The sequence below is a fragment of the Parvibaculum sp. genome, assembly GCF_030651915.1.
In the GTDB taxonomy this organism is placed as follows: Bacteria; Pseudomonadota; Alphaproteobacteria; order Parvibaculales; family Parvibaculaceae; genus Parvibaculum.
Genome location: NZ_JAUSBV010000008.1, coordinates 205,591 through 225,228 on the forward strand (window position 1 = coordinate 205,591; position 19,638 = coordinate 225,228).

A 19,638-nucleotide genomic window follows, 5' to 3' on the forward strand; every position below is an offset into this window, starting at 1 on the left:
ATCCATCTTCGTTCTCCACCATCTTGTTTGGACGAACATGTGGCCTCTCGCGAACAGCCGGTGCACGGACGAAAAACGCCCGCTTTGAAAGCGGGCCTTTTTGTCTGTGCATGGTCACCCTAGAGATAATTGACCAGCGACATCCGCGAAAGCATCGCGGTAACCTGATAGCTGGCCTCGAGCTGAGTCTGCAGCGTCGTCAGCTTGACGCCGACTTCGTAGGAGTCGGCGTTCTGAATATCGCCCAGGATCTCGTTGGCGGTCGCCATCATCTTGTCGTGCCGGTCCTGCGTGTTGGCCAGCGTGGCCGCCGTCAGCCCGAGCCCGGTCACGATGCTTTCGACCGAGGGCGTTCCCTCGAAATTGAGCGTTGTCCCGATACGTTGCGTCAGCGCCTTGTAGGAATGGCTTTCCTCGGGATCGGTGCCGGTATATTCGACCGCCGACATCAGCGCCGCCACCTTCAGCGTGTCGCGGATCGCCGCCTGGTCGGCCCGCGCCCCATAGGCCAGCTGCCGCCCGTCATCGATCTTGGCGATCATGTTGTTGCCCGGCACGCCGCTCTGGTCGCCGCTGTACCAGAACACCGTATCGGCTTGCGTTCCATCGCGCAGCGCTGTCGCCGTGCCGAAGGGCGGCCCGTCGACGCGTTGCGGCGCGCCGCCATTGGCATAGTCAAAGAAATTGTTGGCCGCTTCCACCGCCGAGGCGGCCCGCAGCCTGGTATTGGCTTCGGTCTGGACGGCCGTGTCGAGCGCCGCCTGGAAATTGACCGAGGTCGCCGTCGCATCGGCGCCGATCGTGAACTGTCCGGCGGCCGGCGGGTTGTCGGTCGTCGCGGTGAGCGTTACCCGTGTCGTCGTCCCGTCGGGCAAGGCGAAATCGAGCGTCAGCTTCTCGCCGGCCTGCGGCACGCCGGTGAAATCGACTTCGATTTCGGCCGGTGCGCCCGCCGGGCCATTGACCGTGACATTGGAAAGCGACGAGTCGGCGGCAGCAAGCTTGAATCCGAACACGCTGGGCGCGGCATCTTCCGACAATGTGACCGTCGTGCCCGTCAGATCGAGTTCGAGCCGTCCCCGCCCGTCGGTGCCGAGATCGGCCTGGGCCCGCTCGTCGATGAACTGCTTGAGACCGGCCTTGTCGCCCGTGCCGTTCAGCATCGCATCGGGCACCGCCACCGGCTGTGTCTGCGTATCGCGGCCACCAAAAAGATAACGGTCCTCGACCCGGAGATTGAGCAGGTTGATGATTTCGTCGAACTGCATCGCCGCCGTCACCTGGGCGCTGGTCTGCTTGCCGTTCACCAGCTCGAAACCGCTGGTGATGTTGGTCGTCTTCATGCTGCTGGCAATTTGCGCGACGCGCGTCAACGCGTCCGACGAGATCTGCACGCGCATCTGCGTCTGCGAAATCGTCTTGGTGTAGGTCTGGAGCTGGCTCAGCTGATGTGAAAGCGACAGCACCATGTTGCGGTCGGTCCCGAGCTTGGCGTAGCTGTCGGACTTGATCCCGGTCGCAAGCTGGCGCTGCAGATCGTCGAACTGCGCCCGCATCGAGTTGATCGAACTGCGCAAGGCCAAGGACTGGGAGAGCGTTGAAATCTGCATTTGACTTACCTGCCGATGCTCATAAGCACATCGAAGAGTTGTTTGACGGTGGTGATGACGCGCGCATTGGCCGAATAGGCGTTTTGCAGCAGCAGCAGATTCGACATTTCATCGTCGATATTGACGCCCGTCTGCGCATCGAACCGGTCCTGAAGCGACGACGAGACGATCTGCTGCGCCTCCGCGTCACGCTGTGTATTGGCGGCCTGCGACGACTGGAACGACACCAGGCGTCGCGCAAAACTGTCGATCGTCCCGTTGAAGGGCGAGGACGCGCCGCCGATCCCCGATCCCGGGGAGAAGTAACGGCTCTGGCCGGTCAGACGCTCAAGAAGATCGTGCACCCGCGTCGAATCGCCCAGCGGCACATCCGTGTCATAGGCCACAAGCAGCGTGTCGTCGGCGATGATCGCCGGATTGACCTGGATGCGGCTCGCAAAGCCGGTCTTCTGGGGCGGATTGTCGAGGCTGTTGGAGAAAATCTTGCTCCCGGCGCCGTCGACGAACAGCGCCATGCCTGTCGTACCGTCGGCAAGTCCCGCCGGCGTCACCGTGGCCGAGAGCGTATTGATATCGCTGGTGGCGGCAAGGCCATCATCGAGAAAGCGAATAACTTCGCCCGACGGGTTCGACACCACCACTTCCGGCGGCAGCGCCGCCTGCAGCGCCGCAACCACGGCAGCCATCGGCTGGTTGAAATTGATGCCGATCACCGTATCGTTGGGGTCGGCCGTCGCGGCATTGGTCAGCGGCAACGTTGACGGATCTTCCACACGAACGATTGTCACGGTATTCGGCACGCCGCCGACCGTATAGGTCAGGGTCATCGAATTGCCGGGCAGCAGCGCGGCCGTATCGATCTCGAAACCTGATGCGGCGCCGTCCACCGCGGCATCGCCGGCCACGGTTTCCTGCGACAGGGCCAGCGCCAGTTGCGCGGCCAACTCATCGAGCTGCGCCTGCGCCTGGGTCAGCACATTGTCGCGCATCTCCAGATAACCGCCAATGGCGCCGGAGCGGATCGCGCCCGCCGCCAGCAGATCGATGGTCGTGCTGCCGGCGGTCAGCGTGATGGTGCCGACACCGCCATTCGCGCGCGAGGACGTCGCGTCGATCTGTGTCCGTTCGTCGAAGCTCAGCGTCACGGCGGTCCGGTCGAGCAGCAACTGCCCGCCCGAGGTAAAGATCGTCACCGTTCCGTCGTCGCGATTGGTGACCCGCACATCCATCAGGCGCGACAGCTCGTTGATCGCCATGTCGCGCTTGTCTTGCAGGTCGCCCACGGATTGGCTCGAGGCCTGGCGCTGCGAAATCTGGCTGTTGACCTCGGCAATGGTCTTCAGCAGCGAATTGGCGCTCTCGACCGCCGCGGCGATGTTGCGCTCGGCTTCAAGCCGCATGTTCTGAACGGTATGCGACATCGTGTTGAGCTGCGCCGCAAGATTGCCGGCATGGTTGAGCAGCGACTGGCGCGCCGCCGGCTGTTCCGGGCTGCCGGCCAGTTCCTGAAGCGCCGTTGCCAGCGCGCTGATCGAACCGGCAATCGAGCTGTTGGAGCTTGGCGCGCCGAACAGCGCGTCAACGCGCCCGAGCATCGAGGCTTTGACGTTGAGGTTTGCCGCGCCGGCCGACGCCACGCGCATCTGCTGTTGCAGGAATTCGTCGATCTGGCGCTGCGCCGCTTCGCGACGCACGCCGATGCCCTCGGCCCCTGCCAGCGCATTGACCTGGTTCGGCACTTTCCGTGTGTAGCCGGGCGTGCCGACATTGGCGATATTGCGCGCGGTAACGTCGATGCCTGACTGGGCGACGTTCAATCCGCTCAATGCGGCGCCGAGTGCGGTGGAAAGGCTCATCTGGCAACCTGGGAACGAGGAACCGGAAACTCAGCGCCGGGCGTTCCCGCAAGGGAACCGCCCGCCGCCATGCCTGTTAGCGCTTCATATTCAGCGTTTCGCGAATGAGTTCATCGGCCGTCGTCACGATGCGTGTGCCGGCCGTATAGGCCTGCTGCGTCACGATCAGCTTCGAAAACTCGTCGGCGATGTCGACATTCGACGCTTCGCGCGCCGAGGCGATGATGTTGCCGCCGGCGCCCAGAATGGCCTCGCCCGATTCCTGCGTCGCGGCGAAGGCCGTGCCGTCGAGCTTCTTCAGCTTGTCCGGCGCATTGAACTTGGCCAGCGACACTTCGGCGAGATCGATCGTCTTGCCGTTGGAGTAAGTGCCGGTGATCCGGCCATTCTCCGACACAGCGACGCTGACAAGCTCGCCCGACGGATAACCGTTCTGGTCGATCGTGTTGACCGCAACCGTGCCACCCGTGCTCTGGAACTGCGTGATGTTCGAGGAGCCGTGATTGAGTGTCACATCGCCGAGATTGATGCCATTGACGGTGAGGGCGGTAATCGTGGTCGAGTCGACAGCGGGTGCCAGTCGGCCCTGCGCATCGAACGCATAGGACTGACCGATATTGACCCATTTGTCGGCCGCGCCGACCGCGGCGTCGTCGGTCTTGTAGAACAGGTTCCACTCGTCGCCGCCGCCGGCCGCATTGTCGACCTTCGACCAGCGCAGCTGGATGTTGACCGGCGCGCCGAGCGAGTCGTAACCGGTGACCGCGCCGCCCGAAAGCGAGTTGTCGAGAAAGATGTCTTCGCCACTGGCCGGGATTGCAGAGAGATCGGCGAGTGGCGGCGTGAAGCGGCCAACCGTCAAAAGCTCGCTGTTGGCAACACCGGTATCGGCATTGACCGTCTTCGGCCAGGCCGGCAGGTTCGCCGTGTAGCTGATCGAATTGGTCGGCCGCGCCGCCAGGAAGTCGCGGTTGATCTGGATGCGGCCGGGCGTGTCGCCCACCGGATTGCCGGTCACCGGATCGATGGCGAGCCCCTGCAGCGCATAACCGGCGCCGTTCACGAGATGGCCGTATCGGTCCATCGTGAAGTCGCCACGCCGCGTGTAGTAGTTGACGTTGTCGAAGACGGGCTGGTTGTCGACGGTCGCGATGGTCGACGAAACGATGAAGAAGCCTTCGCCATTGATCGCCATATGCGTCGGCACTTCCGAAGCGTCGATCGACCCCTGCACCGAATTGGTGAAGGAAGGCGCCGCCAGAACCGCGCCCGGCAAATGGTTGCGGCTGGAGGACGCGGTGACGATATCCTGGAAGCTCGTATCGGTGCGCTTGTAGCCGATCGTCTGCGAGTTGGCGATATTGTCCGAGATGTGACCGAGCGCGCTCGACTGGGCGCGAATGCCGGAAATGGCGGTGGACATCGATCCAAAGAAACTCATGGCTCTTCTCCATGCGGTGGGTCCCGGCAGGGGCTCTGCGGAACACGTGCTGCCTGCATGTGAGCAAGGAGCGGGCCATCGATTTTTGTGAACAAAATCAACATGTTACCATTCGTTAACTGTTTCGGAACTCTGCAGCCCCTGCCCCCTGCCCGGCAGAAATTGCCGCAAGGGCGGCACCGGCCGCCGCGCCTGTCCGTTCGAATGCGGCAGGGTCCGGCGTCGGCGGCGAACAGGCCTTTTCCTTGAACCGGCCAAGGTCACCCATTAGTTTCTCAGCCGTTCAGCAATTCGATGAGCGGCCTGCGCTTGGTAAGCGTCAGTTCCCGCGTCCCAGGGGAAAGCAAGTTCGATGAAATTTGAGGGAACGAAGGATTACGTTGCCACCGACGACCTGCGTGTGGCGGTCAACGCGGCGATCACGCTGCAGCGTCCGCTGCTGGTCAAGGGCGAGCCCGGCACCGGCAAGACGGTGCTGGCCGAGGAGATCGCCAAGGCGATCGACGCCGAACTGATCACCTGGAACATCAAGTCGACCACCAAGGCGCATCAGGGCCTTTATGAATATGACGCGGTCTCGCGCCTGCGCGACAGCCAGCTCGGCGACGAGCGCGTCAGGGATATCCGCAACTACATTTCCAAGGGCAAGCTCTGGGAAGCCTTCGAGCGCAAGAAGCGCCCGATCCTGCTGATCGACGAGATCGACAAGGCCGATATCGAGTTTCCGAACGACCTGCTGCAGGAACTCGACCGGATGGAATTCTACGTCTACGAGACCAACGAGACCATCAAGGCCGAAATCCGCCCCATCGTCATCATCACCTCCAACAACGAAAAGGAACTGCCCGACGCCTTCCTGCGCCGCTGCTTCTTCCACTACATCAAGTTCCCGGAAGAAGACACGATGCGCGCCATCATCGATGTCCACTTCCCGGGCCTCAAGGGCAAGCTGGTGCAGGAAGCACTCAACATCTTCTACGAGATCCGCGAAGTCCCGGGCTTGAAAAAGAAGCCCTCGACCTCCGAGCTGCTCGACTGGCTGAAGCTGCTGCTCTCGGAAGACATCTCGCCGGAAACGCTGCGCGAGAAGGACCCGACCAAGCTGATCCCGCCGCTCCACGGCGCGCTGCTGAAAAACGAGCAGGACGTCCACCTCTTCGAACGCCTGGCCTTCCTGGCACGCCGGGAACGGAACTGACACCCTTCTTCGTCATGGCCCGGCCCTCCGATCTGGCGGGCCATACAAGTCTTTAACAAGCAAAGCCCGCGCCTCATCCGCGCGGGCTTTTCACTATCGGATGAGATCGCACCCGTGAACGACAAGACTCACGATCCGAAGACCCTCGCCTTCTACGACGCCGAAGCGGCGGCCTATGCCGCGCGCGGTGACAGGAGCAATGTGAGCGGATCGCTTGGCGCCTTCCTCGCCCATCTCGCGCCAGGCGCGCATGTCCTCGACCTCGGCTCCGGCGACGGGCGCCATGCGGTGGCGATGATCGAGGCAGGCTTCGAGGTAACGCCGCTCGACGGTTCCGCCGGTCTCGCCGCCATCGCAAGCCGCCACCTCGGCAAACCCGTTCGCGTCGCGCGCTTCGACGAAATCGAGGACGTTGAGGCCTTCGACGCCGTCTGGGCCCACGCCTCGCTTCTCCATGTACCGCGCGACTCCATCGTCGGCATCCTTGCCCGTGTCCACCGGGCGCTGAAACCGGGCGGCCGCCTCTTCGCAAGCTTCAAGTCAGGCGACGCAGAAGGACGCGACACGCTCGGCCGCTACTACAACTATCCCTCGAAGGATGAACTCGCCGCCTGGATCGCGGCGAGCGCGCGCTGGTCCGGCGTGGAGATTGAGGAAACCGGCGGCAGCGGCTATGACGGCAAGCCGACCGAGTGGCTTTTTCTGCATGCGCTGAGGGATGAATAGCCTCCCGCCCCCAAAAAAACTTATCCCCACCCTGCTTTCAGCCCCCATCTTATGTGTACCGCCTTCAAGAGGGATGCTCCGGAGCGTCCGTTGCATGAAGGTTTGGGCGGCGCCTGCGCCGCCGGGGAAGTAACGCACCCCGGCGCTCCGGGGCTCCCGATGCGAGAAGGGCGCGGGCACTATGACCCGCTCGGCAAGACGGTTCCTCTTCGGAAGAACCCGAAGCTGTTGGGTGGATGAGGGCATCGGGGCAAAAACGTCGTGCGCGGAGTGTCTTCGGGCGCTCAAAAAACAAATTAGAGTCGCGGTCGAAGTCACTCCGCGCCCCTCTATATCTCTGGCCGAACCCGCATGTCGCCCGCGGGGCCGTTTCCGCGTGTCTAATCGGGCTCCGGCACGATCAACGGTTGCTCGCCAAGAAAATCCGCAAGGTCGGCTGCTCGCTCCATCGTCGTTTCCGTCAGACAGGCCGCATACATTTGCAGATACATCGTCCCCATCGGCAGCAGGAATCGCTGGCAGCGCGCCTCGCGATAAGCCGCATAGGCGACACCGCTGACCTCCACATAATCGGTCAACCGCTGGTCCTCGATGTCGAAAACCGCACGCTCCCGCGCTTTCGCGACACCCTCCCAATAGCCCAGCGCCGCGCCCTGGCACTGGTTCATCGCATGCGTGGTCCAGTCGCCTTGCTCGGCGCAGGCCGTGAAATAGGCATCGCTGCATTGCCGGGGCGCGTCGCCCCCCTCTTCCTCGCTCGATGCGGCGACAAGACAGGCCTCGATCAGGCTCCCGGCCGCGCCCTCGGCAAGCCAGGGATTGTCCGGCGGCTCGGCACAAGCCGCCCCGCCAAAACCCATAAAAACGGCAAGAACCGGCAAGAATCTCAACTTGACCATCTTCATAAATGAACCGTCCGAGCCCCTTCATTCTGCGGCCTTGAGGCCCTAAACTGCCGCCAACGCGCCATTCACCGAATTAAGCCCGGAAAACCTCATGTTCGTCCATTTCTTCCATGAACTCAAAAAAGCCAATGTACCGGTTTCGCTCCGCGAATATCTGACCCTGCTTGAGGCGATGGACTCGGACATCATCGACCGCAAGGTTGAGGACTTCTACTACCTCTCCCGCGCGTCACTGGTGAAGGACGAACGAAACCTCGACAAATTCGACGTCGTCTTCGGTCATGTCTTCAAGGGACTGGAACTGGTCGGCGACGGCGAGCTCGCCAACATACCGGAAGAATGGCTGAAGGCGCTGACCGAAAAATTCCTGACCGATGAAGAAAAAGCGCAGATCGAGGCGCTGGGCGGCTGGGAAAAGATCATGGAAGAGCTGCAGAAGCGGCTTGAGGAACAGAAGGAACGCCACGAAGGCGGCAACAAGTGGATCGGCACGGGCGGCACATCGCCCTTCGGTGCCAATGGCTACAACCCTGAAGGCATCCGCATCGGTCAGAAGGAAGGCCGTCACGGCAAGGCCGTCAAGGTCTGGGACAAGCGTGAATACAAGAACCTCGACGACCAGGTCGAGCTCGGCACCCGCAACATCAAGGTCGCCTTGCGTCGTCTGCGCCGCTTCGCCCGCGAAGGCGCGCCGACCGAACTCGATCTCGACGGCACCATCAAGGCGACCGCGCATCAGGGCTATCTCGACCTGATCATGCGCCCCGAGCGCCGCAACAAGATCAACGTGCTGATCTTTTTCGACATTGGCGGCTCGATGGACAGCCACATCAAGCTCTGCGAGGAACTGTTCTCGGCCGCGCGCACCGAATTCAAAAACCTCGAATATTTCTACTTCCACAACTGCCTCTATGAAGGCGTCTGGAAGGACAACCGCCGCCGCCATGCCGAGAAAATGTCGACATGGGACGTGCTCCACAAATATCCGTCCGACTACAAGGTCATCTTCGTCGGCGATGCCACCATGAGCCCCTACGAAATCACCTATGCCGGCGGCTCGGTCGAGCATTGGAACGAAGAGCCCGGCGGCATCTGGCTTGAGCGCGTCAACCAGATTTACGAAAGCGCCATCTGGATCAACCCGATCCCGGAGCGCCACTGGGAATACACGCCTTCTCTCCAGATCATCAAACAGATCATGGGCGAACGCATGTTCCCGCTGACGCTGGAAGGCCTCGACCACGCGATGCGTGAGCTCTCGCGCTAGCGCCGCGTATCGCTGTCGATCTTCCCGTCGACCAGATGCACATTGCGCGGCGCCGCGTCTGCGAAATCCTTGTCATGCGTGACCGCAATCACGGTGCGGCCCTGCTTCGCGGCGAGGTCGGCGAAAATGCCTTGCACGATTTCACTGTTGCGCATGTCGAGATTGCCGGTCGGCTCGTCGGCGAGAATCACCGCCGGGTCGTTGGCGAGCGCACGGGCAACCGCGACGCGCTGGCGCTGTCCGCCTGAAAGCTGGTCGGGCCGCTTCTTGGCCTGATCGTCGATTTCGAAATCCCTCAGCAGAGACATACCGCGTTCGTGAATCTCGCTCTCGCTCAGACGTCCGAGCCGGAGCATCGGCAGCGTGACATTCTGCAGGACGGTGAACTCCGGCAGCAGAAAATGAAACTGGAACACGAAGCCGAGCTTGGCGAGACGCACTTCGGCGAGCTTATCGACCGAGTAGCCCGACGTGTCTTCGCCATCGATGAACACATGACCTTTGGTCGGCAGGTCAAGCAATCCGAGCAGGTAGAGCAGCGACGACTTGCCGGAGCCGGAGGGCCCTGTAACGCTGACGAACTCGCCGCGTCGAATCGAAAGGTCGATATCGCGCACCAGGGTCACCGGCACCGCTTCCTGCAGGATGCGCGTGACGCCCCTGAGTTCGATGACCGGCACCTCGCCGGCGGTCGCGTTCATGTTGCACCTCGGATGATGTCGACGGGCCTGACCTGCGCCGCCTTGCGCGCCGGAAACCACGCCGCAGCAACCGCCGACGAAACCGCAAAAAGTCCGCCAATGCCGAACTGGAAAAACCCGATGGCAAGCGGCAGGCGCTGCGTGTCCATCAGGCCCGGCACGTTGATCTCGACCGAGCCGAGCATTTGCAGCAACACCAGCCCGATCCCCCAGCCAAGCACCATGCCGATCAATCCGACAAACACGCCCTGCACCAGAAAAATCCACTGAATGTCGGCGGCCCGAAACCCCATCGACATGAGGATCGCGATGTCGCGCCTCTTTTCCATCACGATGGTCGAAATGATGTTGAATATCCCGAAGGAAGCGACGGCCATGATCGCCCCGACGATCGAATAGGTAATGACGTTGCGGATGACAAACAGACCCAGAAAGTCCCGGTTCACTTCCTGCCAGGATTCCGTGCGATAGCCCCAGCGCGCTTCAAGCTGGGCGGCTATATCCTCGGCGATGTCGGGATCGGCTATCTTGATGCGGATACGATTGGCGATGAACGGCTTGTCGAGAAGGACCTGCGCATCCTTAATCAGCATATAGGCCTGACCTTCATCGAGCAGCAGGTTGCCGGTGCGGAAGATGCCGACCACTTTCATCCGCCGGACCAGCCCGGTCGGCGACACCACGGTCGCAAGATCGTCCATGCCGAGGCCAAGGCGGGTTGCCATGCCGCGGCCGATGACCATGCCCTGCGACGAGGTCTTGAGGCGCATAAGGCTGCCTTCGCGCATATTGTCCTCTATCGTCGTCAGGAACCTCTCCTTCTCGGGATCGATCCCCGCGATGCCGGCACTGGCATCCTTGGACGCATAGCGGACAATTGCCTGTCCCATGAGCGCCGCCTCGGCGATCACGCCGGGCTGCTGCGACAGTTCCTCGACTTTTGCACCGTGATTTTTGATGCCGCGCAGATATTCGCGCGGCTTGGTGCTGGAAAGCGTCACCGCGCCCTCGGGAAACGCCATGAAAACCGGCTGCGGTGCGGCGGCGCGGAATTCGTCCTTGATGGTGATGTGCGGCGCATTGTCGAGCAGCCGCCGCACCATGTCCTGTTCCGAACCCGACATCAGCGCCGACGTGGCAACGAAAAATCCGACGCCGAGCGCCACGCCCAGCGTCGAAACGATGGTCTGCCGTCGCCGATAGGAAAGCTGGGCAGCCGCAATGCCGATGCTGACGCGCCAGAACATGGGAAACCTCTAGCTGCCGTCGCGCGCCCGCACACGCTGGCCTTCGGCGAGGCCCACCTGTGGATTGACGATGATCATGTCCGCATCCGAAAGACCCGAGAGAATTTCGGCTGCCGTACTCCCCACAGCGCCGAGCGTTACCGGCCGGAGCTGCGCCTGGCCTCCATCGACGATCCAGACGGAAGCCCCTGCCAGCGCCGACAGTGGCACAAGCAGCGCATTTTCTTCACGCCGCACGACGATGTTGATTTCGGTCGTCATACCGGAGACCAGCGGCGTGTCGGCGGGCAATTCGATATAGATGCGATAGGTCCGGGCCACCGGATCGCCATGCGGCGTGATCCCGCTGACAGTTCCCCCAAGAATCTGTCCGGCGAAGGCGTCGGCCCGGATCAGCGCCTCCTGTCCACGCTCGACTTTCAGGATGTCTTCCTCATCCACTTCGGCGTCGATTTGCAACGCCGACGCATCGCCTACCATGAAAAGCACTTGCCCCGGCTGTGCCATATCGCCGATCTTGAGCTGGTTTTCGGAACGCAGGATCGTGCCGGAAATGGGCGCGGTAATGAAATGTTCGTCGAGCCGCGCTTGCGCTCCCTTCAATGCCGCGACGGCGGCCGCATGCGCGGTCTCCATCTGGTCGAGAACGGCGGCGCTCACATGCCCGGAACGGCGCAGCGTGCGCGTGCGCTCAAGTTCCGAGACAGCGAGTTGCAACCGTGCGCTGAGCTCCTGAACGCGGGAGATTTCTTCTCGTGCGTCAATCACGGCCAGTACATGCCCCGCCTCGACGGCTGCACCTTCCCGCGCGAGCACTTCGGTCAGCCTGCCGGAAATCTTGGTACCGACTCGTGCATAGGCGATGGGCTCGACCGTCCCAGTGGCGTAAACGGCCTCCACAGCCGTCCCGCGCGTCGGCGTTGCCGTTTGAATGGCCGGCGCGCGCAGAAACAGAAAATAGACCGCAGCCAACAGAAGAATGGCGAGGGCAATGCCGCCACCCCAGATCGTGCGCTGTCGCAAAATGCCTCCGCCGCTGGTCAGGCTGTTCACAGATGGCATCTTGTATAGCAGAGTCGGCCGGAAGATGCGCGCGGGCCGCATGGGCGATTTATCACATCGAGGATCAGGAGAAAGAGGGATGAGCGGAAACGAGACGCAGACAAGGGTGATCCGGGGCTTTGCCTGGGTCGATCTGGCGATCACCTTGCCTTTCGCCCTGCCCTTCATCGCCGAAGCAGTGATTGCCTTGCTTTATTTCGTCGACAGATGGCTCGGTTTCGGCACGCCATCGATCATGTTCGAGGCAGGGCCCTTCGGCTTGATGTTCGTTCATATCATGGGCGTGCTGGGCGTTCTCTGGGCGATGGCGCGGTTGCGCCGCCCGGAAGCCGATCTGGCGTGGATGGATGTCCGCGCGCGCCTCGCCGTGATGGCGCTGATTCTCTATGCGATCACGCTTGGCGCAACGCCGGTATTGTGGCTTTTCGTGGTCACGGAGGTTGCCGGGAGCGCCGCGCAATTCGCGGTGCTGCGACAAAAATCAACTTAGTGAAAATCGCGACTCTTCGGCACGAAACGCGCCGCACGCAATCGCCGCTCCTCGTGCCGGGCGGTCACTGCTTCGCGCGGATCGCGTGATGCCCGCTTCACTTCATCGATCGGCAACAGCGCCACCTCGCCAATATCGCCGATCTCCGAGAGCCCTGTCAGTTCATCCGTCAGATCTTCGAGTTCCTCGGCCACGACATGAATGACGATCCCTTCTTTCTGCACCCGCCCGCGCACCAGAAGAAGCCTTGACGTGATGACAATACGCCGCCGCGCCTCGAAAAGTTTCGGCCAGATGATGATGTTGGCGATGCCTGTTTCGTCTTCGAGCGTCGCGAAAATAACACCGCGCCCCGTGCCCGGCCGTTGCCTCACCAGCACCAGTCCCGCCAGCGTCACGCGGCGGCCGGCCTCGATTGTCTTGAGCCCCGCATTGGGTGTCACACCCCGCGCTGCGAAGCGTGGTCGCAGGAAGGAAATAGGATGCGCCTTCAGCGACAGCCTGAGCGTCGCATAATCGAGCACCACATGTTCGCCAAGCGGTATGGCGGGCAGCGCCATTTCTTGTTCGCGTTGAAAACCGCCCCCCTCCAGCGCCGCGAAAAGCGGCAGTGCGGCAGGTTGTGCACCGCTTCCACCGCCGCCATATCCACCGAGCCCGCGCACCGCCCACAATGCCTCTCGCCGGTCGAGGCCGAGCGAGCGGAACGCATCGGCATCCGCCAGTCTTTCGATCATGGCAGGCTTGAGCCCGGTCTTGAGCCAGAAATGACGCACGGAATCGAAGCCCACGCCCCGCGCCTTCTCGATCGTTTCTCCCGCTTCCGCCGGCAAACCCTTCACCTGCCGGAAACCCAGCCTTACGGCATACCTACTTCCATCATCCATCTCTTCCAGCGTGCAATTCCAGTCGCTGCGATTGACATCGACCTCTCTGACATCGACACCATGCTCCTGCGCATCACGCACAAGCTGCGCGGCCGCATAAAAACCCATCGGCTGCGAATTGAGAATCGCGGCACAAAAAACATCCGGGTAATGGCACTTCAGCCAGGCGGAAACATAGGCGAGAAGCGCAAAGCTTGCTGCATGGCTTTCGGGAAAACCGTAATCGGCAAAGCCCTCGATCTGCTTGAAACAGCGCTCGGCAAAATCCACTTCATATCCGTTGTTGATCATGCCGGTAACGAACTTGTCCCGGTAGATGCCGATCGTGCCGGATTTCCGGAACGTCGCCATAGCGCGCCGCAACTGGTCGGATTCGCCCGGCGTAAAGCTCGCCGCGACAATGGCGATCTTCATCGCCTGTTCCTGGAACAGCGGCACGCCATATGTCTTGTGCAAGACCTCTTCCAGAACTGCGGAAGGATAGGTGACTTTCTCCCCTCCGCTGCGCCTTCGCAGATAAGGATGGACCATGTCGCCTTGTATGGGCCCCGGCCGGACGATCGCCACCTCGACCACAAGATCGTAAAAGCAGCGCGGCTTCAGCCGCGGCAGCATCGACATCTGCGCCCGGCTCTCGACCTGGAAAACGCCGATGGCGTCCGCCTCACACAGCATGTCGTAAACCGCCAGGTCATTCTGTGGCACATCGGCAAGCCCCATGCGAATGCCATAATGCCTGTCGAGCAGATCGAAGGCGCGCCGGATGCAGGTGAGCATACCAAGCGCCAGAATGTCGATTTTGAGGATGCCCAGCGTATCGAGATCGTCCTTGTCCCATTCGACGAAAGTACGATCATCCATTGCCGCGTTCTGGATCGGCACGACGTCTTCGAGTGGACCCTTGGTGATGACGAAACCGCCCACATGCTGCGAAAGATGACGCGGAAAGCCGATCAGTTCCCGCGCCAGCACCAGCGCCTGCTGCAAGCTCCTGTCGCCGGGATCGAGCCCGGCTTCGCGCGCATCCTTTTCGGAGATGCCGCTGTTCGACCAGCCCCACGTCGAGCGTGACAGTGCGGTCACGACATCTTCCGACAGGCCGAATACCTTGCCGACATCTCGAATGGCACTACGCGAGCGATAGGAAATGACGGTTGCAGCGATACCGGCACGGTGTCGCCCGTATTTTCCATAGATGTACTGGATCACCTCTTCGCGCCGTTCATGCTCGAAATCGACATCGATATCCGGCGGTTCGCTGCGGTCCTTCGAAACGAAGCGCTCGAACAGAAGATCTATCTCGGTCGGGTTGACCGAGGTGATACCGAGACAGAAACAGACGGCGGAATTGGCTGCAGAGCCGCGCCCCTGACAAAGAATATTTCGGCTGCGTGCTTCGCGGACAATGTCATGCACAGTAAGAAAATAGGGTGCATAGTTCATTTCACCGATCAATTTCAGCTCATGCACGATGGTCGCCTTGAGCTTGTCGTCGGCACCGTCGGAAAGCCTCCCCTGCGCACCTTCCCATGTCAGCCTTTCGAGAAGTTCTTGCGGCGTCTCATGCTCGGAAAAATTGTCGGTCGGATATTCGTAGCGAAGTTCATCGAGCGAGAATGCGCAGCGCGTTGCAATGTCGCGTGTCGCGGCCAGCGCCTGAGGCGCATGGGCGAGAAGCCGCGCCATTTCCATCCCGCTTTTGACATGCCGCTCGGCATTCGCTTCGAGACGAAATCCCGCTTCCGCGAGCGTGCAATGTTCACGGATGCAAGTGACGACATCGGCCAGCGGTTTGCGGTCCGGTGTGTGATAGAGCACATCATTGGTCGCCACGAGCGGAACGTCCGCCTCCCGCGCCATACGGCCGAGAAGAACGAAACGGCTCTTGTCGTCGGCGCGGTAGAGCGGCGTCAGGCCAAGCCAGACAGATCCTGGAAAACCTTGTGCGAGCTGCGTCAGCGCGGCTGTGAAATCCTTGCCCGGCACAGGAGGCGGCATGGCGATCAAACATTGCCCCACGCCATGTTCCAGCACATCGGCGAGCGTCAGGTGGCATTGGCCTTTGGCTGCGCGCCGGTTACCGAGCGTGAGAAGCCGCGTCAGCCGCGCATAACCCGCGCGATCCTGCGGATAGGCGATGACTTCGAAACCGTCCATCGTCACAAGCCGCGCACCCACAAGAAGTCGCAAGCCTTCCACCTTTGCCGCCGCATGGGCACGCACAACGCCGGCCAGCGTATTGCGATCAGCGACGCCGATGACGTCAAGCCCCTGCGCCTTCGCCGCCAGCACCAGCTCGGTGGCATGCGACGCGCCGCGCAGGAAACTGAAATTTGTCGAAATCGCCAACTCTGCAAACGGCACGCTCATTCGAAAACACCGTGCAGATACCAACGTGGTCCCTCCGTGTCGCGCAGGTAAAGCCCGTCGCGATAGAGCCAGAAGCGCCGCCCCTCGACATCCTCCACGCGGTAATAGTCGCGCGTTCGCCGTTCGCCAGGCCGCCACCATTCGGGTGCAATCCGCTCTGGCCCTTCAGCCCGCGCCACGCGATGCGCGACGCGCCGCCATCGGAAAATCCGCGGTGGCCCTTCCGGCACTTCGGCAACGGCTTCCACAGCCTCCGGCTGCGCCAGAAGCCGCAGCGGCCGGGCGAGACGCCCCGTCAGCGCCGCCGCCATCTGTTCTTCGACTTGTGTGCGCCAGCCGCACATGGCCGATGTCACACCCTTGAGCGCCGGCACGGGAATGACGGCACGTTCCGGAATGTGACTCGCCCGCGGTTCGAGCCTGACGATGCGATCATGCCCCAGCCGGACGCCGAACCGATCGATGATCTGCGCCAGCGCTTCTGCGCCAGCGCCCTTGGCATCGAAACTGTCCTGCGCCGGCACCAGCGGGTCGGCTGCGGTCGCGGCCAGCATCGCCGCCTCGATACCGAAACCCGCATCGAAATTATCGCCCGTCTGTGCAAGTTTCTCGTGGAAAAGCCGCGCTAGATGCGAAGCGTCATGCGAAGCGGCCGCGGTACCGGCAAAAAGCCGTGTCACTTCACCATCGGCACGGAAAAGCGTCAGTTCGAGCCGCCGCGCACCCCGCCGCTCGCTTGCGAGCAACCGGCAAAGCTCGGTGGCGAGAAGCCGGACTGCTTCCACGATGTCTTCGGTTCGCACCAGCCCTTCGACGAAAAGCCCGCGCGCACGAAAAGGCGCCGGCGGCCGCAGCGGCGAAATCGGTTCGCGCACGAAGCCCAGCGCCTCGTCAAGACGTCGCGCGACATCGGGTCCAAACCGCGCTGCGAGGGGCGCGCGTGGCTTGCCATAAAGATCGCCGATGCGCTTGAGGCCGAGCCGCATCAGCCCACCGATCGTCGCATCATCAAACCGAAGCGCCGCCACCGGCAATGTTTCGAGCGCGCCCGCCTCACCTCCCGGCGGCAGGATGAGAGCGGGTACATCGCCAAACCGCGCCAGTGCCCAGGCCGCACCTGGCGTTGAGGCGACCGCCACACGCCCCGTCAACCCGAACCCGCGAAGCTGCCTCCGCAGATCGGCGACAAGCGCCGCCTCACCGCCGAAAAGATGATCGCAACCGCTGATGTCGAGCAGCAACCCGTCAGGTTCCGCGCCAATGCCCACGGGATCGACCGCCGTCCAGGGCGTGTAGCGTCCGCACCAGAGCGCAAACTGCGTCAGCGTCGCCCGATCGGCGCCGAAATCGGCAGCCTGCAAATCGAGCGCTGGGCAAATCATCATTGCATCGGGCACAAGCTGTCCCGGCGCGATGCCGGCCGCCGCCGCTGCCCGGTTGCGCGCGGTCACGCGGACCCCTCCCTGACCCGGTGCAGCCAGTGCCAGCGGTATCTCGGGAGCCGAAACCCTGCCGCCCGTTCGCCGGAGCGCACGACGAAACCGCTCCACCGGCCAGTGCGGCAGCCAAAGCGCGGCGATCCGCCTTTTTTCGTCCATACGCATCGCCGGAAAAACCGTCAAAAGAACAAAAAGGGAACGATCACTTTGACTCAGCCACGTCCCGAAGGCGAGTCGAATCTCGCACCGCCCTGTTTTTGCCTGAAACAGGCATAAGATGAGCCCGCACACCCGAAAGGCATCGCCCCATGACGAAATATCCGCTCATCCTTCTCGCGCTTCTTGCGCCACTGACACTGGCCGCCTGCGCCGACCCGAAAGCCGAGCAGGCACGTCTTGATGCGATCGATCATACGAATTGCGTCGACCTGGGCTTCGAGCCGGGCACCGAGGCCTATGGCAATTGCCGGCTGAAGATGAAGGAAATCCGTGCGAAGGAAGAAGGCAACCGCTCGCCGAACATCGGTTTCGGCGTAGGTATCGGCGTCAGCAAGGGTTTCTGACGCAACGAAGGGAGGTTGGCATGAAAGTCGTGAAAACTACTCTGGCCCTCCTGATGCTGTTTGCGCTTGCCGCCTGCGTAAGCCCGCAGGAACAGGCCGCACGCGCCGCCGCCCAGACGCAGGCCGACGGTACCGAATGCGAACGGCTGGGTTTCACGCCCGGCACCGAGGCTTTCGCCAATTGCCAGTTGAAGCTGAAAGAAATTCGCGCCCAGCAGGAAAACACGCAGGCGCTGCGTCGCGCGCAAACACCGCCGCCTTTCTGGGGACCATGGCCGGGCTACTATCCCCACCCTTATCCCTACCGGCGCTGGTAACTCAAGCGCTTTGCCTGAATGCCGCCACGCTCTCTCTCGCTGGCGCGGGCGGTTTCTCCCATCGTGCAAGCGCTGCCGTATCGGCAAGCGCAAAGCGCCTGTCGCCGGCATGCCATGCCACATTCCATGTGCCCGGCGCACCGCCGCGCGCGCGCGTCAATGCGGCGCGCCAGCATGGCACGCCCGTCAACCCGGCAAACTCATCTGTATCCGGAATAACTGAACCTGGAAGAGCGGCAATGCGCCAGCGTGTGACAGCCGCGCTTGCCGCCCCGCCGTCATGCCCGGTGAACAGAAGTACTGGTGTTCCTTTTTCTTCCGCTGCAAGCTGCAGCCGTCGCGTCGCCGTCAGATCGAGTGCGGCAGCGCGCCCGGCCACCTCGCCGATAACGACAGCAAAGACGCCGGACCGCAGCGCCTCCTCCATCGCCCAGAGGCAATCCGTGACGGAGGCAGGAAGCGCAAGCACGAGCCGCGCCGGGTCGAACCCGAAGCCGACAAGCCCCGGCCCGTAAAGCGCGCCGATGTCGAAAGGCGGTTGCGCCGAGCCACACCAGAGAACGGGCATGGATGTGCTTTCGGCAAGGCATGTGGCAAGCGCCGCCAGAAAACCCGTCGCCGCGCCCATGTCGCGATAATCCGCGGCGCCCACCTCATGCAGTGCACCGGCCTTCAGCCCGCCGCCCGGCAGCGCCGCATCGATCGCATCGACGTTTAGCGGCACGAAACGCCCGTTCCCTGCCGTTTCAAATCCGGCGAAAGGCCCGGCAATCCGGGCCCTGAGGTCGGCGACAAGCGCGGTTTTGGCATCCTGTTGCGAGAGCGGCGGCATGAGACAAAGCCTTTTTGTTCTTGTTTTGTTCTAGCCACACATCTTCCACAAGTCAATTCTCCTCACAGGACGTCGGAACATGGACTCAAGCTTGCGCCACGCCCCAATAATTGAAGCCCGCAACGCGCGGCGTCGACGGCAGATACATGGTCTGCAGATCGGCGATGCGGAACCCGCCTTCCTCGATAAGCGCCGGCATCTTGCGGTTGAGGTTGCAGCCGCCAAACAGCACTTTCCACACCGGATTGATGCGATCCTGCCATTTCGCCACGCCCTCGTCCGGCGCCGCGCCATGCTCGCAGAAAATGAGCTTGCCGCCCGGCTTCAACACCCGCTTCATGCCTTCAAGCGCCTTCACCGGATCGGGAATGGTGCAAAGGCTGAAGGTGCAGAGCACCGTGTCGACGCTCTTGTCGTCGAGCGGGATTTGTTCGCCAGGCAGGCCGATGAATTCGACCGGGAAGGAAAGATCTTTCGCCCGCTCGCCGGCAAGCTTCCACGAGGCTTCGGACGGATCGAGCCCGATCACGCGTGTGACTTTCGCCGGATCGTAATAAGGCAGGTTGAGGCCCGTCCCGATGCCGATTTCAAGCACCGTTCCCTCGGCCATCGGCACCACCTTCTTGCGTTGATAGCGGATCGGCTTGGTTCCGCAGGCGCAGTTGATGATATGCGGTACAATCCGGTTTTCGTAAAAGCCCATGATGCGTCCCTCCCGATCCGTCAG

Annotated in this window: 17 protein-coding genes; 6 read left to right on the forward strand and 11 right to left on the reverse strand. The window is 62.2% G+C overall.

The genetic code is table 11. The features are described 5' to 3' along the window. Window positions 1–119: 119 nt before the first annotated feature. The 3 genes from Q7V31_RS12460 to Q7V31_RS12470 all read right to left on the reverse strand — a co-directional run bounded on the left by Q7V31_RS12460 (window position 120) and on the right by Q7V31_RS12470 (window position 4,907). Complete coding sequence (locus Q7V31_RS12460) at window positions 120–1,610, reverse strand: flagellin (RefSeq protein WP_304734798.1); 1,491 nt, start codon at window positions 1,608–1,610, stop codon at window positions 120–122. Between the two features lie 5 nt (window positions 1,611–1,615). Continuing rightward, window positions 1,616–3,466 (reverse strand): flagellar hook-associated protein FlgK, encoded by a 1,851-nt coding sequence (flgK, locus tag Q7V31_RS12465; protein WP_304734799.1) that lies wholly within the window; start codon window positions 3,464–3,466, stop codon window positions 1,616–1,618. Between the two features lie 76 nt (window positions 3,467–3,542). Further along, a complete protein-coding gene (locus tag Q7V31_RS12470) occupies window positions 3,543–4,907 on the reverse strand; it encodes a flagellar hook protein FlgE (protein WP_304734800.1) in 1,365 nt (454 codons plus the stop codon). Window positions 4,908–5,259: 352 nt separating this feature from the next. Here Q7V31_RS12470 and Q7V31_RS12475 point away from each other — a divergent pair, with 352 nt between their 5' ends. After that, window positions 5,260–6,105 carry a MoxR family ATPase gene (locus Q7V31_RS12475; protein ID WP_304734802.1) on the forward strand — a complete coding sequence of 282 codons (846 nt, stop codon included), beginning with the start codon at window positions 5,260–5,262 and terminating at the stop codon, window positions 6,103–6,105. A gap of 114 nt (window positions 6,106–6,219) precedes the next feature. Beyond that, complete coding sequence (locus Q7V31_RS12480; protein WP_304734804.1) at window positions 6,220–6,831, forward strand: bifunctional 2-polyprenyl-6-hydroxyphenol methylase/3-demethylubiquinol 3-O-methyltransferase UbiG; 612 nt, start codon at window positions 6,220–6,222, stop codon at window positions 6,829–6,831. Between the two features lie 380 nt (window positions 6,832–7,211). Here Q7V31_RS12480 and Q7V31_RS12485 read toward each other — a convergent pair whose 3' ends face one another. After that, entirely contained in the window at window positions 7,212–7,736 is a 525-nt protein-coding gene (locus Q7V31_RS12485) for a lysozyme inhibitor LprI family protein (RefSeq protein ID WP_304734805.1), read from the reverse strand. Window positions 7,737–7,827: 91 nt separating this feature from the next. Between Q7V31_RS12485 and Q7V31_RS12490 the strand changes: the two genes are divergently transcribed. Then, complete coding sequence (locus Q7V31_RS12490; RefSeq protein WP_304734806.1) at window positions 7,828–9,003, forward strand: VWA domain-containing protein; 1,176 nt, start codon at window positions 7,828–7,830, stop codon at window positions 9,001–9,003. Here the strand turns inward: Q7V31_RS12490 and Q7V31_RS12495 are convergent. From Q7V31_RS12495 to Q7V31_RS12505, 3 genes are read right to left on the reverse strand one after another with little or no spacing between them, the layout of a single operon-like run. After that, the gene (locus Q7V31_RS12495) at window positions 9,000–9,704 is read right to left on the reverse strand and encodes an ABC transporter ATP-binding protein (protein ID WP_304734807.1); all 705 of its coding nucleotides are present in this window, start codon (window positions 9,702–9,704) and stop codon (window positions 9,000–9,002) included. The two genes, Q7V31_RS12490 and Q7V31_RS12495, sit on opposite strands and share 4 nt — an antisense overlap. Further along, window positions 9,701–10,951, reverse strand: coding sequence for an ABC transporter permease (locus Q7V31_RS12500; RefSeq protein ID WP_304734809.1), 1,251 nt, complete (start codon window positions 10,949–10,951; stop codon window positions 9,701–9,703). Before Q7V31_RS12500 ends, Q7V31_RS12495 begins: the two co-directional genes overlap by 4 nt. A 9-nt stretch (window positions 10,952–10,960) precedes the next feature. Further along, window positions 10,961–11,974, reverse strand: coding sequence for an efflux RND transporter periplasmic adaptor subunit (locus tag Q7V31_RS12505; protein ID WP_304734811.1), 1,014 nt, complete (start codon window positions 11,972–11,974; stop codon window positions 10,961–10,963). Between the two features lie 118 nt (window positions 11,975–12,092). Here Q7V31_RS12505 and Q7V31_RS12510 point away from each other — a divergent pair, with 118 nt between their 5' ends. Continuing rightward, window positions 12,093–12,503, forward strand: coding sequence for a hypothetical protein (locus tag Q7V31_RS12510; RefSeq protein ID WP_304734812.1), 411 nt, complete (start codon window positions 12,093–12,095; stop codon window positions 12,501–12,503). On the opposite strand, the gene Q7V31_RS12515 is transcribed toward Q7V31_RS12510, so the two are convergent. Both Q7V31_RS12515 and Q7V31_RS12520 read right to left on the reverse strand, forming a co-directional pair. Further along, entirely contained in the window at window positions 12,500–15,760 is a 3,261-nt protein-coding gene (locus Q7V31_RS12515) for an error-prone DNA polymerase (protein WP_304734813.1), read from the reverse strand. The two genes, Q7V31_RS12510 and Q7V31_RS12515, sit on opposite strands and share 4 nt — an antisense overlap. After that, a complete protein-coding gene (locus tag Q7V31_RS12520) occupies window positions 15,757–17,358 on the reverse strand; it encodes a DNA polymerase Y family protein (RefSeq protein ID WP_304734814.1) in 1,602 nt (533 codons plus the stop codon). The genes Q7V31_RS12515 and Q7V31_RS12520 overlap by 4 nt, the downstream gene beginning before the upstream one ends. Window positions 17,359–17,507: 149 nt before the next feature. Here Q7V31_RS12520 and Q7V31_RS12525 point away from each other — a divergent pair, with 149 nt between their 5' ends. Together Q7V31_RS12525 and Q7V31_RS12530 are read left to right on the forward strand one after the other, a co-directional pair. Then, complete coding sequence (locus Q7V31_RS12525) at window positions 17,508–17,762, forward strand: hypothetical protein (RefSeq protein WP_304734815.1); 255 nt, start codon at window positions 17,508–17,510, stop codon at window positions 17,760–17,762. A 20-nt stretch (window positions 17,763–17,782) separates the two neighbouring features. Then, on the forward strand, window positions 17,783–18,079 hold the full coding sequence (locus Q7V31_RS12530) for a hypothetical protein (protein ID WP_304734817.1): 297 nt from the start codon (window positions 17,783–17,785) through the stop codon (window positions 18,077–18,079). 1 nt (window position 18,080) lies between these two features. Here the strand turns inward: Q7V31_RS12530 and Q7V31_RS12535 are convergent, their stop codons facing one another. Next, a complete protein-coding gene (locus tag Q7V31_RS12535; RefSeq protein ID WP_304734818.1) occupies window positions 18,081–18,911 on the reverse strand; it encodes an ImuA family protein in 831 nt (276 codons plus the stop codon). A gap of 85 nt (window positions 18,912–18,996) precedes the next feature. Further along, a complete protein-coding gene (locus Q7V31_RS12540; protein WP_304734820.1) occupies window positions 18,997–19,614 on the reverse strand; it encodes a class I SAM-dependent methyltransferase in 618 nt (205 codons plus the stop codon). Window positions 19,615–19,638 lie beyond the last annotated feature (24 nt).